Source organism: Rhodococcus sp. RDE2 (assembly GCF_020885655.1).
In the GTDB taxonomy this organism is placed as follows: domain Bacteria; phylum Actinomycetota; class Actinomycetes; order Mycobacteriales; family Mycobacteriaceae; genus Rhodococcus; species Rhodococcus pyridinivorans.
The window spans coordinates 1,910,499-1,925,657 of sequence record NZ_AP025186.1 but is presented as its reverse complement, the minus strand read 5'-3'; the positions used below and the strand labels follow the sequence as shown (position 1 = coordinate 1,925,657).

Genomic DNA, 15,159 nt, shown 5'->3' with positions numbered 1-15,159 from the left:
GTTGTCACCCATATTCTATGTATGTTGTCGTACAGATCCGACCCTGCGCGACACCATTTTCCGAGGAGACCCTGCCATGACCGACGTCTCGGTGACCACTCACGTCTTCGACGCTGCCGTCGACCTGTTCGAGGTCCGGGACGATCGCACCGAAGGGCACACGCACCCCGCCTACGCGAACATGGTCGGCCCGTTCGGCGGCATCACCGCCGCGACCCTCCTCCGCGCGGTCGAACGACACCCGGATGTCCTCGGCATGCCGCTGTCCCTGACGGTCAACTACGCCGGACCCATCGCCGACGGCCCGTTCGACCTCGCGGTGCGGCCGGTGCGCACCAACCGCACCACCCAGCACTGGTCGATCGAACTGTCGCAGGGCGGCGAGGTCGCCACCACCGCGACGGCCGTCTTCGGTCTCCGTCGCCCCACCTGGTCGTCGACCGAACTGCAGGCACCGGCCGCCCCGGCACCCGACTCGCTCGAGCCGACCCCGCTGCCGGACTACATCGCGTGGGCACGCAACTACGAGATGCGATACGCCGCGGGAGCCGTTCCCGAGGAGGGCAGCGCGGAGGTCGCCGACTCCACGTCGACGCTGTGGGTCCGCGACGTCCCGTCGCGTCCGCTCGACTTCGCCTCGCTCACCGCGATGTGCGACATCTTCTACCCCCGCGCCTTCCTCCGGCTGGGTCGGGTGCTGCCGGCCGGCACGGTCTCGATGACCGTCTACTTCCACGCGGACCCGGAGACCGTTGCCGCCCAGTCCGACAGCCCGGTGCTCGCGACCGCACGTGCGAATCGCTTCGAACAGGGCTTCTTCGACCAGAGCGCACAGCTGTGGGGACGCGACGGCGTCCTCCTCGCGACCTCGCACCAGATCGTCTACTTCAAGGCGTGACCGGAGGGGCCGGTGATCGATCGACCCGAGCCGTCGGCGTTCGGCGCCCGTCCCGGTCACCGGCACACCTGTAGCCTCGGAAACATCCACCCACCGGATTGCGAGGTCCACTGTGACGATGCCGAGGCTCCTCCGACGGACGGGTGTCATCGCCTGCGCCGCAATCGTGTTCACGACCGTGGGCACGGTCGCCTGCGCCGACACGGAGGACACGGCCCCGGCCGCGGACTATGCGTCGTACGTCGCCCTGGGAGACTCGTTCACCTCCGGACCCGGCATCCCGCCGCAGACCGAAGGCGATCCGTGCGGGCGGTCGGCGAGCAACTACCCCACCCTCGTCGCGACCGATCTCGGCATCGAGGACTTCGTCGACGCGTCGTGCGGTGCCGCCACCTCCCTCGACTTCGCGATGCCGCAGACCACCTTCCGGGGCGCGACGGTGCCACCGCAGTACGACGCGCTGCGCCCCGACACCGAACTCGTCACCGTGGGTATCGGCGGCAACGACATCGGTCTCGTCCAGCTGGCGCTGGGATGCGTCAATCTCGCCGCGCCGCCCCAGGGCACCTCGTGCGCGATCACGAACGCCCCGGACGGCACCGACCGCATCGATGCCGCCATCGACACCTTCGCTCCCGTCTACACCACGGTGATCGACGAGATCCGCCGCCGTTCCCCGGAGGCACGCATCGTGCTCGTCGGCTACCCCACCGGGATCCGCGACGGCGGGTGCTTCCCCGAACAGCGGATCTGGCCCGACGACGCGACCTACCTGCAGGAGAAGATCGACCGGTTGAACACCGTCATGCGCGAGCAGGCCGAGGCCGCGGACGTGGACTACGTCGACCTGCGCGATTCGACCCGCGACCACGACGCGTGCGCCGACCCCGAGACCCGGTGGATGGCCGGCCTGCAACCGACCGCCGGATCGATCCCGCTGCATCCGAACGCGGCCGGGCACCGCAACGCCGCCGACCAGGTGCTGGCCACGATCACCGACTGAGCCGGTTCACGCCGTCGCGGACGTCTCCGGAGCCCGCACGGCGAGCAGCGCCACCAGACCCGCGGCGAGCACGATCAGCAATCCCACGATGCCCGCGCGGTCGGTGCCGAACCACCACGCGAAGAACCCGAACAGCGTCGGCGCCAGGAACGACACCGCGCGTCCCGTCGTCGCGTAGAGACCGAACATCTGCCCCTCCCGGCCCGGCGGGGTCAGTCGCGCCAGGAAGGTGCGCGCCGACGACTGGGCGGGGCCGACGAACAGGCACAGCACCAGACCGAAGATCCAGAACATCGTGGGACCCGACACCACCAGCAGGACGATGCCGGTCGCGATCATGGCGACCAACGAGCCCACGATGACCGCCTTGGGCCCGACCCGGTCGTCGACGCGTCCGGCCACCAGTGCGCCCACCGCGGAGACGACGTTCGCGGCGACACCGAAGATCAGCACGTCGCCCGCTCCGATCCCGTAGACCGTGACGGCGAGGACCGCCCCGAAGGTGAAGACACCGGCGAGACCGTCCCGGAACAACGCCGACGCCCCGAGATACCAGATGGTGCGACGATCCGCCCGCCACAACTCCGTCAGGTCGCGCCACAGCACGCGGTACGACTCGACGAAACCGGCGCGGCGGGCGACGTCGCCACGCGCGACCGGCTTCTCCGGGACGGCGAGGAGCACGGGCACGGCGAACACCGCGAACCACACGGCCGCGAACAGCGCGACGAGCCGGATGTTGGTGCCGTCCTCGGTGGGCACCCCGAGGAAACCGAGGGTGTCGCCGTCACCGGCGATGAACCCGGTGTAGCACAGCAGCAGGAGCACGATGCCGCCGAAATAGCCCATCGCCCAACCGAAACCCGAGACCCGGCCGATGTCGTCCGGCGTCGACACCTGACGCAGCATCGAGTTGTACGGCACCTGCGCGAGCTCGGCCATCACGGACGCCACGCCGAGCAGGACCAGGCCGAGCCACAGATAGTGGTAGTCGTCGCGCACGAAGTACATCGCCGCCATCGCCGCGACGGTGACCGCGGTGAGAATGCCCAGCGACCACTTCCGTCGCCCGGCCGCGTCGTACCGCTGACCCGACACCGGGGCGGTCACGGCGATGACGAACCCGGCGATGCCGAGCGACCATCCGAGCCAGGTGCTCGCCGAGATCCCACCCGGCAGGTCGTCGCCGACCGCGTCGGTGAGATAGACGGAGAACACGAACGTCAGGATCACGGCGTTGAACGCCGCGGAACCCCAGTCCCACAGACCCCACGAGACGACCTGACGACGTGTCGTGGCCTCCCCGGCCCCGCTCGCCGTGTCCGTGAACGCATTCATGCCCCGGAGCCTAGGCTTCCGGAGTCCCCGCAGCACCGAACGACTCGGCCTCGAGCCGGGGGCGGGCCCGGTCACCACTCCTGCGCCTGCCGCTACGCTGACCCACTGTGACTCTGCCGAATCCCCATCCCGATGCCCGTGCCGTCGTCACCGGAGCGTCCTCCGGCATCGGCGAGGCCCTCGCAACCGAACTCGCCGCCCGCGGCCACTCGCTGATCCTGGTCGCCCGTCGCGGCGAGGTGATGGAGGCGCTCGCCGAGACCCTGCGCGCGCAGCACGGCGTGACCGTCGAGGTGCGCGCGTGCGATCTGTCCGACCGTGACGCACGGACACCGCTCGTCGACGAACTCGGACGTCGGCGCATCAGCATCCTGTGCAACAACGCCGGTATCGCCACCTTCGGCGCGGTCGCCGAGCTCGACGCGGCCTACGAGCGGGCACAGGTCGAGCTCAACGCCGTCGCCGTGCACGACCTCACCCTCGCGGTGCTGCCGCAGATGGTCGAGCGGAACTCCGGCGCGATCCTCATGGTGGGTTCGGCCGCCGGCAACATGCCGATCCCGAACAATGCCACCTACGCCGCGACGAAGGCGTTCGTCAACACCTTCTCCGAGTCGCTGCGCGGCGAACTCAAGGGCACCGGCGTGCACGTCACGCTGCTCGCCCCCGGCCCGGTGCGCACCGAGGAACCCGACCCCGCCGAGGCGTCGATCGTCGACAAGCTGGTCCCGGACTTCCTGTGGATCTCGAGCGAGCACACCGCGAAGGTCTCGCTCGACGCGCTCGCCGCGAACCGGATGCGCATCGTGCCCGGTGTGATCAGCAAGGCCATGTCGGCCGCCGGTCAGTTCTCGCCGCGGTCGATCTCGGCCCCCATCGCCGGCGCGTTCTACAAGAAGCTCGGCGGCAACTGACACGCAGCACCATTTCACCGCCTTCGGCGGCAGCAACACTTCACCGCCTTCGGCGGCGTCCCGTGCCGAAGAGGCTCCGGCCGATCTCCCGGCCGGCCGCGGACGCCGCCGAACGGATGAAGCTGCGCACAGCCGCACTGCCGAGCACCTGCTCCACGACCGACACCTCGGCGTCGTCCGGTGCCTGCGACGGCACGTCCGGGACCGGTTCGACGTCGGTCGCCCCGACCACCGAGGCGGTGAGCTTCTCGTAGGCCGATTCCCGGTCGATGGTGCGGCCGTATTTGCCGTAGAGCGGGTTCGCCTGCGCCGACGCACGCATCGCGCTCTCCCCCACCGTGCCCATCAGCGAATGCGGCGGTCGCAGCCGCGTCCAGGCGACGGGGGTGGGCGCACCCAGTTCGGACAGGACCGTCACGATCGCCTCACCGGTCCCCAGGCCGGTCAGTGCGTCGGCGAGGTCGTAGGCGTCGGTCTTCGGGAAGGTGCGCACGACCTTCGACAGTGCGGCTTCGTCCTCGGGTGTGAAGGCGCGCAGCGCGTGCTGGATCCGCGCTCCGAGCTGCGACAGCACGCTCCGGGGCATATCCGTGGGCGACTGCGTGCAGAAGACCACGCCGACGCCCTTGGACCGGATGAGCTTCACTGTCTGTTCGATCTGCTGCAGGAATGCCTTCGACGCATCGGTGAAGAGCAGATGCGCCTCGTCGAAGAAGAACACGAGCCGCGGCTTGTCGACGTCGCCGACCTCCGGTAACGACTGGAACAGGTCGGCGAGCAACCACATCAGGAACGTCGAGAACAGCGTCGGCCGGGTGGCCTCGGCGCCGAACTCGAACAGGTTGATCGTGCCCTGACCGTCGATCACCCGCAGCAGGTCCTCGACCTCCAGTTCGGGTTCGCCGAAGAATCCCTCCCCGCCCGCGTTCTCGAGGTTGACGACCGCACGGAGGATGACGCCCGCGGTCGCCGGCGACACGGCACCGAGATCGTCGAGTGCGTCGCGCCCTTCGTCGCTCGTCAGGTGCCGGATCACCTGCCGCAGGTCGGCGAGATCGAGCAGCGGCAGGCCGTTGCGATCGGCCCAGTGGAAGATCAGGCCTAGGGTGGACTCTTGAGTGGCGTTGAGCCCCAGCACCTTCGACAGCAGGATCGGCCCGAACGAGGTGACGGTGGCGCGGACGGGGATACCGACCCCCTCGGTGCCGAGCGAGTAGAAGGCCACGGGATGTCCCGTGGGCGTCCAGTCCTCGTCACCGGTGTCGGCCGCGCGGGTGAGCACCGCATCGTCCGGCTCGCCGGCGGCCGACAGACCCGACAGGTCGGACTTCACGTCGGCCATCACCACCGGCACCCCCGCCGCCGACAGTTGTTCGGCCATGACCTGCAGCGTCTTGGTCTTGCCCGTGCCGGTCGCACCGGCGACCAGCGCGTGACGATTGAGCGTGGCGAGCGGGATGCGCACCGGCGCGTCGGGATCGGCGACGCCGTCGAGCACCACCGTGCCCAGTTCCAGCGCCTCGCCGATCACCTCGTACCCGGCCGCGATGGTCGCGGCGGTGATCTCCGGCTTGTCGGTCATGCTCGCCCCCTCCGGCCTCGACCTCGCCCACCGCGACGGTACCGGGCCGCCGAACCCACGGAAGGACCATTCTTATCGGGTGCCAGAATTGTCGCATTACAGTGATTCCCCTCACAACAGCAGCGGGGAGGTTTCCCGCTCAGCGAACCGCGTTGACCTGCACTTTCTCCGCGAGAATCCGTGCCGTCGACGACGCAAGGATCGTTCGCAAAAACAACGACGTGTGCTAGCAACGAACTACGCGACATATTCCACGAACACAGGAGAAACACATTGACGCCCAAGATCGCCATTCTCGGAGCAGGTCCCAGTGGACTCGCACAGCTGCGCGCTTTCGAAGCAGCCCGAAAGGCCGGTCTGGAGCAGATCCCCGACATCGTCTGCTACGAGAAGCAGCCCGACTGGGGAGGAATGTGGAACTACACCTGGCGCACGGGACTCGACGAGCACGGTGAGCCCGTCCACGGGAGCATGTACCGCTACCTGTGGTCCAACGGCCCGAAGGAATGCCTCGAGTTCGCCGACTACTCTTTCGAGGAGCACTTCGGGCGCCCCATCCCGTCGTACCCGCCGCGCGCCGTCCTGCTCGACTACATCATGGGTCGCGTCGAGAAGAGCGACGTGCGCAAGTACATCCGGTTCAACACCGCGGTGCGGTGGGTCGAGTGGTCCGACGAGACGCAGAAGTTCACCGTGACGGTGATGGACCACGACCGGGGTGCGCTGGAGTCCGACGAGTTCGACTACGTCGTCGTCGCCACCGGACACTTCTCCACCCCGCACGTCCCCCACTTCGACGGCCTCGACCGGTTCCCGGGACGCGTGCTGCACGCCCATGACTTCCGCGACGCCCGCGAGTTCACCGGCAAGCGACTGCTGCTCGTCGGCAGCAGCTACTCGGCCGAGGACATCGGAACGCAGTGCATCAAGTACGGCGCCGAACAGGTCACCTTCAGCTACCGCAGCGCACCGATGGGTCACGACTGGCCCGAGCAGTTCTCCGAGGTGCCGTTGCTCACCCACGTCGACGGCAAGGTCGCCCACTTCCGCGACGGCAGCACCCGCGAGGTCGACGCCATCGTGCTGTGCACGGGATACAAGCACCACTACCCGTTCCTGCCCGACGAACTCGCACTGCGCACCAGCAACCGGCTCTACCCGCGCGACATCTACAAGGGGATCTTCCTCCAGCGCAACCCGAAGCTGATGTACCTCGGTGCGCAGGACCAGTACTTCACGTTCAACATGTTCGACGCGCAGGCCTGGTACGCACGCGACTTCATGCTCGGCCGCGTCGACCTGCCCGACGTCGACACCCGCGAGCAGGACATCGACCACTGGCGGGCACGCGAGGAGAAGCTGTCGTCGCCGGTGGAGGACATCGACTTCCAGGCCGCCTACATCCGCGATCTCGTCGACCGCACCGACTACCCCGAGTTCCACGTCGAACGCCAGGGCGAGGTGTTCAAGCAGTGGAAGCAGGACAAGAAGCGCGACATCATGGGCTACCGCAACAACAGCTACCCCTCGACGCTCACCGGCACCGTCGCTCCGCCGCTGCCGGCACCGTGGATGGAGATCCTCGACGACTCCCCCGAGTCCTTCCTTCGACACGATTTCACCGCGCCTGAAGTGACCGCAGAGGGGCGGTTCACCGCCCCGGAAGTGACCTCGGAGGGGCGGACCCTCGACCGTCAGCACACCCCGGCGGCACGTCGTCCTGCCCGTCCGGCAGCGTCGCGCACCGTCTCCGTGAAGGCGTGACGGTGCCCGTTTCGTCCCGGACCGTCGACGCCGCGCCTCGTGGGTGCAGCTCCGGTCGATAGTCTGTCTGTCGTGCAGGACAAACTCGTATGGATCGACTGTGAGATGACGGGGCTGCGTCTCGGCAGCGACAAACTGATCGAGATCGCGGCTCTGGTCACCGATAGTGATCTCAACGTGCTCGGCGAGGGCGTGGACATCGTGATCCACGCCGATGACGACGCCCTCGCCGACATGCCGGAGGTCGTGCAGCAGATGCACGAGCGATCCGGCCTGACCGAAGAGGTGCGCCGCTCGACGGTCAGCCTCGCCGAAGCGGAGAAGCAGGTCCTGGCGTACATCCGCGAGCACGTCCCCGAGGCGGGTACGGCGCCGCTGGCCGGCAACTCCATCGCGACCGACCGCGCGTTCATCACCCGCGACATGCCCGAGCTCGACAACTATCTGCACTACCGGATGGTGGACGTCAGCTCGATCAAGGAGCTGTGCCGGCGCTGGTATCCGCGCATCTACTTCGGTCAGCCGGAGAAGGGGCTGTCGCACCGGGCGCTCGCGGACATCAAGGAGTCGATCCGCGAACTGCGCTACTACCGGCGCACGGCGTTCGTGGCGCCTCCCGGCCCCACTCCGGCCGACCTCGCGGCCGTCGTGAAGGACCTGGGACCGGCCTGACCAGCCGATTCGTCTTTTTCGACTTCGTCAGGCTAGTATCTGTACCGCAGGCGCAAGCGACCGAGAGGTTGCCGGCGGATGCGATGGTGAGTGTAGTTCAGTTGGTAGAGCACCAGGTTGTGATCCTGGCTGTCGCGGGTTCGAGTCCCGTCACTCACCCCGAAGAGAGCCCCCGATCGGATTTCCGATCGGGGGTTTTCTCGTTCCTGGCGGATCCTCACGCACGGCGGTTCCTCACGCACGGCGGTTCCTCGCGCGCAGGGCTCCTCACGCGCAGGGCTCCTCGCGCGCCGAACCGGGGTTCGCCGCCGCTGCAGCGCGCGCACGGCCCGGTTCGGGGCGCGAAGGCCGGTCTATTCGAACGAGCGCGTCACGAAGGCGTCGACGTCGGCCCGGGAGCGCTCCACCGTCGTGTAGTGCCCGGCCATGTAGACGCGGTAGTCGACGTCCGCCCCTGCGGCCTTCATGTCGGCGGCGAGCGCCGCGGAGAGCGGCAACGGGACCATCACGTCGTGGATTCCGTGGGCGAGGAAGACCGGCCGGTCGTAGCCGTCCGTCGGGGCGGCGAGATAGTCGGCCAGCAGCGCCGGCATCTGGCCCTCGGCCAGCGGGCGCGCGAGCAGGTCCCCGACCGGGATGTCGCGCACCGACTCCTCGAGATCGTCGTAGCAGAGCTCTTCGGCCCGATCGACGACCTCGCGGCCGACCGGGGTCAGGTAGCCCTCGACGTCGGCCTCGGGGTAGGCGTCGCGCAACCCGGCGAAGATGTATCCGCTGAAGCTGACCAGGCCCCACAGGCCCGGATCGGGGAAGCCCGGGACACCGATCGTGAAGGCCCGCTCGAGGTTCGCCGGGGCGCCCGTGGCGACCGTTCCGCGGAAGTCGAGTTCGGGAGCGCGGGAGGTCGCGATCGCGGCGGTGTGCAGCGCCGCGTGCCCTCCCTGCGACTGCCCCATCACGATCCAGCGCTCCGACAGCGGTGCCCCACCGTCGCGGGCGGCCCGGACGATGTCGACGATGCTGTTCGCGGCGCTGGGGCCGTCGAGATAGCGGTGGAGCCCCTCGGAGCCCAGACCCGGGAAATCGGCGGAGACGACAGCGTACCCGGAATCGAGCCAGTGCTGCAGATAGGTCCGCTCGAGATCGGAACGCGGCGTGCGGGTCGTGAGTGCGCAGTCGTCGCCCACGCCGGTCGTGCCGTGTGCCCACGCGATGACGGGCCAGCCACCCTCGGGGGCGTCGCCCTCGGGCAGGAACAACGCGCCCGTGGCGAGGGTCGGCTCACCGGACCGCCACTCGGTGGAGTATTCGAGCTTGGTGGCCGTGGCAGCACCGGGCACCGACAGTTCGTCGGGCAGCGGCTGTTGCGAGACCACCGAACCCGGCGTCGGCGCGGACGGCCCCACCGGCGAAGCCGCAGCCCCGGTCGGTGTCAGGGCCGCGAGCAGCACGGCACCGCAGCAGGCAGCACGCAACCATCTCCCCCGAACGGCCATCGATCCCCCTTCACCCGTCACGCCGCAGCGTTGCCGGCCTTCCACGTCGACCACGGGATGTTCCAGTCACCGAGTCCGTCCGTTCCGGGGAGAGTACCGCCTACGGTGTTGCGGACCACGACGATGTCACCGCGCTTGGTGTTGTCGAAGATCCACTTGGCGTTGGCGGGGCTGAGGTTCAGGCAGCCGTGGCTGACGTTGCGCACACCCTGGTCGCCGAGCGACCACGGTGCGGAGTGGAAGAAGATGCCGCTGTAGGACATCCGCGTCGCCCATTCCACCGGGGTGCGGTAACCCTGCGCCGAGTCGGCGGGAACCCCGTAGGTGGACGAGTCCATGATCATGTTCTCGAACCGGTCGCCGATGATGTAGACGCCGTTGGGCGTGGGCGAGGAGTCCTTGCCGAAGGAGGTCGGCATCGTGATCACGTCGACCCCGTTGCGGTTGACGGTGACCTGCTTGGTCACGTCGTCCGCGGTGATGACCACCGCGTCGCCGATGGTGAAGGACGAGTGGACGTCGGACTGGCCGAAGAGGCCGTCGCCGAGATCCTTGCCGTAGACGTTCACGTCGACGGTGATGGCGGTGCCGGGCACCCAGTAGTTCTCCGGCCGCCACCGCACCTCGCGGTTGTTGACCCAGTAGAAGGCGCCCTCGACGGGCGGGTTCGTGGTGACGGTGATGGCCGCCTCGGCCGCGAGCCGATCCGGAATGTTCTCGTCGAACTGCACGGCGATCGGCTGACCGATGCCCACGATCGAACCCTCACCGGGCAGCACGTAGGGCTGGGTGAGGTTGGCCGGCGACGAGGTCGTGAACGACGCCGTCGACGTGGTCGCGCCGCCGAGTCCGTACGCGACGGTCTCGAGCGTGTAGGAGCGGTTGTACCCGAGCGGTTCGGTGTTCACCCAGGTGAGTCCGTCGGCGGCGAGTTCGCCCTGCACCGGTTCGCCCGCCGGGTTGAGCAGGGTCACCGAGTCGAGCTTGCCGTTGACGACCGAGACCGTCACCGGATCGATCGGCGAGAAGCCGACCGAGGCGTCGGCCACACTCGACGACACCGTCGGCTTGATCAGCGCGGCCACGGGATTGGAATCGATCGGCACCTCCTCGGCGCCCGTTCCCGAACCTCCGGCGCATCCCGTGACGAACGCAACAACGCCGACGACGACCACTCCGAGGATTCCCCGTACCCGACGACCCCGGGGGTTCCCCGCACTCGACTCCGTCACTTCCATACTCCGATCCCGCCTCCCCCAAGGCACCGAAAACGCACGTCACAACACCGAACACGATGATGCCAGCCCCTCTTGCGGCCGACCCGACGCGACTCCCCCGTACGTCGGTAACGTTCGAATGACAATCGCTCCGACCGTCCGATCCGTTACATCCACAACCTTACAGAAAACATTCTGACCAGGCGATTTGGCGCGTCGCGCGACGGTGTGTAATGTTCTCTTCGTTGCTGGGACGGCATCCCGGGAACAGATCGTCAAGCGCCATTAGCTCAATTGGCAGAGCAGCTGACTCTTAATCAGCGGGTTCGGGGTTCGAGTCCCTGATGGCGCACAACACGAAGGCCGGACACCCAGTGTCCGGCCTTCGTTCTGGCGGTGACCCCGTCCTCCGCATCGTCGGGACGACGACCGGGAGACACATCGCCACGCGCCATTAGCTCAATTGGCAGAGCAGCTGACTCTTAATCAGCGGGTTCGGGGTTCGAGTCCCTGATGGCGCACAACACGAAGGCCGGACACCGGAAACGGTGTCCGGCCTTCGTCGTTCGCGACGGTCCCGGAACGAGGAACACCCACGCCGGGTCGGCGTGGGTGTCCTGTGAAGCGGTGGAGCGGACGGGTCAGCGCAGGATCCTGCGCAGCACCAGCAACCCGACGACCGTGCCGGCCGCGATCGCTGCGTACTTCTTCACCTGCGGCTGGTTCACCTTCGCGATGAGGGTCTGCTTCGTGCTCTCCATGAGATTCTTCGGGTTGGCGCGGACGCTCAGTTCGTCGAGTGTGCTCGCGAGCTGATTGCGGGCCTTCTCGATCTCCCGCTCGATGTCCTCGGTGTCCCTAGCCACGTGTCCTCCAGAAGGTCGCTGCAGTGTGCTGCGACCACGGTAATGGACGCGCACCGGGAATGGCTGCACGGTCCACTACTGTCGCCTTCATGACCGAGAACAGCAGACTCGCCCCCGGCGATCCCGCACCCGATTTCACCCTTCCCGATGCCGACGGCAACGAGGTGTCGCTGTCGGACTATCGCGGACGCAAGGTCATCGTGTACTTCTACCCCGCGGCGAGCACACCGGGATGCACGAAGCAGGCGTGCGATTTCCGCGACAGTCTCGCCGAACTGAACGAGGCGGGTCTCGATGTGATCGGCATCTCGCCCGACAAGCCGGCCAAGCTCGCGAAGTTCCGCGACGCCGAGCAGCTCACCTTCCCGCTGCTGTCGGATCCCGAGAAGACCACCCTCCAGGCGTGGGGTGCCTTCGGCGAGAAGAAGATGTACGGCAAGACCGTCACCGGCGTCATCCGCTCGACCTTCCTCGTCGACGAGGACGGGAAGGTCGAGGTCGCGCAGTACAACGTCCGCGCGACCGGGCACGTGGCGAAGCTGCGCCGCGACCTGTCCGTCTGACGCCCGGCGGCTCGGCCGGCAGCGTTACCGCGGCGCCAGCGAGGTCAGCAGCAACGCCTCGGCCACGGCGAGATTCTCGATCTCGGTGGGATCGACACTCTCGTTCGGCGCGTGGATGACACAGCGCGGTTCCTCGACGCCGATCAGGGCGATCTCGGCCCGCGGCACGGCGCGTTGCAGCGCGGTGCACAGCGGGATCGAGCCGCCCTGACCGGCCGTCCCGACTTCCCGGCCGTAGGCGGTCTCGAGCGCGGCGCGCAGCGCGGCGTAACCGGGACCGTCCGTCGCCGCCCGGAAGGGCTCGCCGAGGACGTCGCGGTCGATGCGCAGGCGCGCGCCCCACGGCACGTGCGTCTCGAGGTGGGCGACGAGCGCGTCCTGGGCGGTGCGGGCGTCGATGCCGGGCGGCACGCGCAGGTTCAGGCGCGCGGACGCGCGCGGCACGACCGCCGCGGCCGATCCGACCACGGGCGGGGCGTCGATACCGAGGACGGTCAGTGCCGGTCGCGCCCACACCGCGTCGGCGACGGTGCCGGAGGTGGGCAGCGAGACACCGTCGAGCACACCCGCGTCGGTGCGGAAACGGTCCTCGGGATACGGGACACCGTCCCAGGTGGCGGTGCAGTCCAGTCCATCGACGACGGTGTTGCCGTGCTCGTCGCGCAGGGTGCCGAGCAGATGGATCAGCGCGGCCAGCGCGTCGGGTGCCGCTCCCCCGTACATCCCGGAGTGGATCTCGCCCTTCAGCGTCTCGATGTGGACGTCGACGTTCGCGATGCCCCGCAGCGTCGTGGTGAGGGTGGGCCGGCCGACCTCGGCATTGCCGCTGTCGCCGATGACGATGAGATCGGCGTCGAACAGCTCGGGTCGTTCGGCGACGAGGTGGTCGAGGCCGGCGCCACCCATCTCCTCCGAACCCTCGATGACGATGCGGACACCGACGGGCAGCGGGCCGTCCACACGCAGCGCGCGCAGCGCGAGCAGGTGCATGACGACGTTGCCCTTGCAGTCGGCGGCGCCGCGGCCGTACCAGCGACCGTCCCGTTCGGTGAGCATGAAGGGTTCGCTGTGCCAGAGCGATTCGTCGCCGGGCGGCTGAACGTCGTAGTGGCTGTAGAGCAGAACCGTCGGGGCGCCCTCGGGGGCGGGTGTGTGACCCAGCACCGCGAGGGAGCCGTCGGCGGTCTCGATCGTCTCGACGTTCTCGATTCCCGCCTCGGCGAAGGCATCCCGCACCCAGTTCGCCGCACCGACGCATTCCTCCACCGGGAACTGGCGCGGATCCGCGACGGAACGGAACGCGACGAGCCGCGCGAGGTCGTCGCGCGCGGCGGGCATCGCCTCCCGGATCCGCTCACGGATGCGCTGCGTCGCGTCGGTGTCTGTCGCTGTCATGATCCGTCCTCCGCACGTCGGATGAATACGTCGATTCGGTCCGGCAGTCGTTCGAGACCGAAACGGTGGTCCTGCTCGTGCCATACTGCCCCGGCCGCGATCGGCCCGGTCGCTGCCCCCGCACTGTTCTGCAGCGAACCGCACGGTGACCTGTGGCTGCCCGGTTTGTGACACTCGGACTCACAACAAGTATTCGGGAAAGGACGGACGTCCGGCTAGCCTGGGCGCGTGGAGTCAGCAACGAACGGCCGCCGCGCCCCGCGCCGGATCGATCCGGCGCTCGAGGTTCAGGCCGAGCCCCAGGAGCTCGTGCCGCGTCGGCGGCCCACCCAGGAGCGGAGCCGCCGCAAGTTCGACGCCCTGTTGGCCGCCTCGCGTGAACTGCTCACCGAGGTCGGCTTCGAGTCGTTCACCTGTGAGGAGGTCGCGTCCCGCGCCGACGTCCCCATCGGCACGCTCTACCAGTTCTTCGCCAACAAATACGTGATCGTGTGCGAGCTCAATCGTCAGGACCTCGTCGGCGTCCAGAGCGAACTCGCCCAGTTCAACGGCAAGATCCCGTCCGTCGACTGGTTGCGCTTCCTCAACAGCTTCGTCGACCACCTCGCCGGACTGTGGACCACCGATCCGTCACGCCGCGAGGTGTGGCTCGCGATGCAGTCCACCCCGTCCACCCGGGCCACCGGTGCCATCCACGAACGCGAGTTCGCCGAGCAGGTCGCGCGGATGCTCGCGCCGCTCACCCCGGACACCCCGCGGCCGCGCCGCAAGCTCATGGCCGAGGTGCTCGTCCACATCGTGTACTCGATGCTCAACTTCTCGGTGCAGGACGACCAGACCCACGCCGACGCCGTCGTCGAGCTCAAGCGCATCATGGTCGCCTATCTGCAGATCGCCGAACAGGACTCACGCGCCCAGGCCAAGCGACGCAAGCGCCGCGAGGAGCGCGAGGAATCCGCACGCGAACAAGCCGACCGGCAGGACACCGAAACGGATCAGGCCGAGGAAGCTCGCGCTCCCTCGGCCTGAGTCCCCACATCTACGTACGCCGGTCGTCCTCGTCGAGGACGACGAACGCGCCGGCCATGTCACCGTCGTGGGTCAACGACACATGGATCCGGACGCCGGTCAGCTTCTCGGCGACCTGCCGGTGCAGCCGGATGCTCGGGCGACCCCACGCGTCCGAGACCACTTCGATCTGCTGATGGATCGTCTCCGGTAACACCGGTGGACTGCCGAACAGCGACGCCGACCACGCCTTGATCACCGCCTCCTTCGCCGCCCACCGGGCGGCGAAGTGACGGGCGGGATCGGAGCTGCGGGTGTTCGCGTCGCGACGCTCACCCGGTGTGAAGTTCGCCAGCATCGTCGTTCCCGTCCGACTCAGCTGCTCCGCGAACTCCGGCACCGACACGAGGTCGAACCCGACACCCGCAACTCCCATCCCGAGA

The 15,159-nt window shown here is 68.3% G+C and carries 14 protein-coding genes and 3 tRNA genes; 10 read left to right on the top strand and 7 right to left on the bottom strand.

Annotation, left to right across the window (positions count from 1 at the left end; genetic code table 11):
• The first annotated feature begins 76 nt into the window (after positions 1 to 76).
• Together LPH33_RS08975 and LPH33_RS08970 are read left to right on the top strand one after the other, a co-directional pair.
• Entirely contained in the window at positions 77 to 898 is an 822-nt protein-coding gene (locus LPH33_RS08975; RefSeq protein WP_088897406.1) for an acyl-CoA thioesterase, read from the top strand.
• Between the two features lie 112 nt (positions 899 to 1,010).
• A complete protein-coding gene (locus LPH33_RS08970; RefSeq protein ID WP_016694418.1) occupies positions 1,011 to 1,901 on the top strand; it encodes an SGNH/GDSL hydrolase family protein in 891 nt (296 codons plus the stop codon).
• Between the two features lie 6 nt (positions 1,902 to 1,907).
• Here the strand turns inward: LPH33_RS08970 and LPH33_RS08965 are convergent, their stop codons facing one another.
• Positions 1,908 to 3,239, bottom strand: a complete 1,332-nt coding sequence (locus LPH33_RS08965) for an MFS transporter (RefSeq protein ID WP_160876382.1) — start codon at positions 3,237 to 3,239, stop codon at positions 1,908 to 1,910.
• 107 nt (positions 3,240 to 3,346) lie between these two features.
• Between LPH33_RS08965 and cmrA the strand changes: the two genes are divergently transcribed.
• Positions 3,347 to 4,153 (top strand): mycolate reductase, encoded by an 807-nt coding sequence (gene cmrA, locus LPH33_RS08960; protein ID WP_016694416.1) that lies wholly within the window; start codon positions 3,347 to 3,349, stop codon positions 4,151 to 4,153.
• Between the two features lie 40 nt (positions 4,154 to 4,193).
• Here cmrA and LPH33_RS08955 read toward each other — a convergent pair whose 3' ends face one another.
• Positions 4,194 to 5,735 (bottom strand): helicase HerA-like domain-containing protein, encoded by a 1,542-nt coding sequence (locus LPH33_RS08955; protein WP_160876380.1) that lies wholly within the window; start codon positions 5,733 to 5,735, stop codon positions 4,194 to 4,196.
• A gap of 273 nt (positions 5,736 to 6,008) precedes the next feature.
• Here LPH33_RS08955 and LPH33_RS08950 point away from each other — a divergent pair, with 273 nt between their 5' ends.
• The 3 genes from LPH33_RS08950 to LPH33_RS08940 all read left to right on the top strand — a co-directional run bounded on the left by LPH33_RS08950 (position 6,009) and on the right by LPH33_RS08940 (position 8,330).
• The gene (locus LPH33_RS08950; RefSeq protein ID WP_160876378.1) at positions 6,009 to 7,499 is read left to right on the top strand and encodes a flavin-containing monooxygenase; all 1,491 of its coding nucleotides are present in this window, start codon (positions 6,009 to 6,011) and stop codon (positions 7,497 to 7,499) included.
• Between the two features lie 72 nt (positions 7,500 to 7,571).
• Positions 7,572 to 8,171, top strand: a complete 600-nt coding sequence (gene orn, locus LPH33_RS08945; RefSeq protein WP_016694413.1) for an oligoribonuclease — start codon at positions 7,572 to 7,574, stop codon at positions 8,169 to 8,171.
• An 86-nt stretch (positions 8,172 to 8,257) separates the two neighbouring features.
• Positions 8,258 to 8,330: transfer RNA gene (locus LPH33_RS08940), tRNA-His, on the top strand.
• Between the two features lie 194 nt (positions 8,331 to 8,524).
• Here LPH33_RS08940 and LPH33_RS08935 read toward each other — a convergent pair.
• Both LPH33_RS08935 and LPH33_RS08930 read right to left on the bottom strand, forming a co-directional pair.
• Positions 8,525 to 9,667, bottom strand: a complete 1,143-nt coding sequence (locus LPH33_RS08935; RefSeq protein ID WP_229567854.1) for a lipase family protein — start codon at positions 9,665 to 9,667, stop codon at positions 8,525 to 8,527.
• A 17-nt stretch (positions 9,668 to 9,684) separates the two neighbouring features.
• Positions 9,685 to 10,905, bottom strand: a complete 1,221-nt coding sequence (locus tag LPH33_RS08930; protein ID WP_186455151.1) for a L,D-transpeptidase — start codon at positions 10,903 to 10,905, stop codon at positions 9,685 to 9,687.
• Between the two features lie 258 nt (positions 10,906 to 11,163).
• Here LPH33_RS08930 and LPH33_RS08925 point away from each other — a divergent pair.
• Together LPH33_RS08925 and LPH33_RS08920 are read left to right on the top strand one after the other, a co-directional pair.
• A tRNA-Lys gene (locus LPH33_RS08925) sits at positions 11,164 to 11,236 on the top strand.
• Between the two features lie 96 nt (positions 11,237 to 11,332).
• Positions 11,333 to 11,405: transfer RNA gene (locus LPH33_RS08920), tRNA-Lys, on the top strand.
• 120 nt (positions 11,406 to 11,525) lie between these two features.
• On the opposite strand, the gene LPH33_RS08915 is transcribed toward LPH33_RS08920, so the two are convergent.
• Positions 11,526 to 11,750: a DUF3618 domain-containing protein gene (locus LPH33_RS08915; RefSeq protein WP_016694410.1), complete on the bottom strand. Its 225-nt coding sequence runs from the start codon at positions 11,748 to 11,750 to the stop codon at positions 11,526 to 11,528.
• An 89-nt stretch (positions 11,751 to 11,839) separates the two neighbouring features.
• Here LPH33_RS08915 and bcp point away from each other — a divergent pair, with 89 nt between their 5' ends.
• Positions 11,840 to 12,313: a thioredoxin-dependent thiol peroxidase gene (gene bcp / locus LPH33_RS08910; RefSeq protein ID WP_016694409.1), complete on the top strand. Its 474-nt coding sequence runs from the start codon at positions 11,840 to 11,842 to the stop codon at positions 12,311 to 12,313.
• 24 nt (positions 12,314 to 12,337) lie between these two features.
• Here bcp and LPH33_RS08905 read toward each other — a convergent pair whose 3' ends face one another.
• Positions 12,338 to 13,708, bottom strand: coding sequence for a dipeptidase (locus tag LPH33_RS08905; RefSeq protein ID WP_088897412.1), 1,371 nt, complete (start codon positions 13,706 to 13,708; stop codon positions 12,338 to 12,340).
• A 228-nt stretch (positions 13,709 to 13,936) separates the two neighbouring features.
• Between LPH33_RS08905 and LPH33_RS08900 the strand changes: the two genes are divergently transcribed.
• The gene (locus LPH33_RS08900; RefSeq protein ID WP_016694406.1) at positions 13,937 to 14,737 is read left to right on the top strand and encodes a TetR family transcriptional regulator; all 801 of its coding nucleotides are present in this window, start codon (positions 13,937 to 13,939) and stop codon (positions 14,735 to 14,737) included.
• Positions 14,738 to 14,747: 10 nt separating this feature from the next.
• On the opposite strand, the gene LPH33_RS08895 is transcribed toward LPH33_RS08900, so the two are convergent.
• Complete coding sequence (locus LPH33_RS08895; RefSeq protein WP_016694405.1) at positions 14,748 to 15,152, bottom strand: holo-ACP synthase; 405 nt, start codon at positions 15,150 to 15,152, stop codon at positions 14,748 to 14,750.
• Positions 15,153 to 15,159 lie beyond the last annotated feature (7 nt).

Bases quoted from the DNA above. Each gene is read 5' to 3' on its own strand.
- LPH33_RS08975 (WP_088897406.1), top strand. From the start codon at position 77: ATGACCGACGTCTCGGTGACCACTCACGTCTTCGACGCTGCCGTCGAC.
- LPH33_RS08965 (WP_160876382.1), bottom strand. From the start codon at position 3,239: ATGAATGCGTTCACGGACACGGCGAGCGGGGCCGGGGAGGCCACGACA.
- LPH33_RS08955 (WP_160876380.1), bottom strand. From the start codon at position 5,735: ATGACCGACAAGCCGGAGATCACCGCCGCGACCATCGCGGCCGGGTAC.
- LPH33_RS08935 (WP_229567854.1), bottom strand. From the start codon at position 9,667: ATGGCCGTTCGGGGGAGATGGTTGCGTGCTGCCTGCTGCGGTGCCGTG.
- LPH33_RS08930 (WP_186455151.1), bottom strand. From the start codon at position 10,905: ATGGAAGTGACGGAGTCGAGTGCGGGGAACCCCCGGGGTCGTCGGGTA.
- bcp (WP_016694409.1), top strand. From the start codon at position 11,840: ATGACCGAGAACAGCAGACTCGCCCCCGGCGATCCCGCACCCGATTTC.
- LPH33_RS08905 (WP_088897412.1), bottom strand. From the start codon at position 13,708: ATGACAGCGACAGACACCGACGCGACGCAGCGCATCCGTGAGCGGATC.
- LPH33_RS08895 (WP_016694405.1), bottom strand. From the start codon at position 15,152: ATGGGAGTTGCGGGTGTCGGGTTCGACCTCGTGTCGGTGCCGGAGTTC.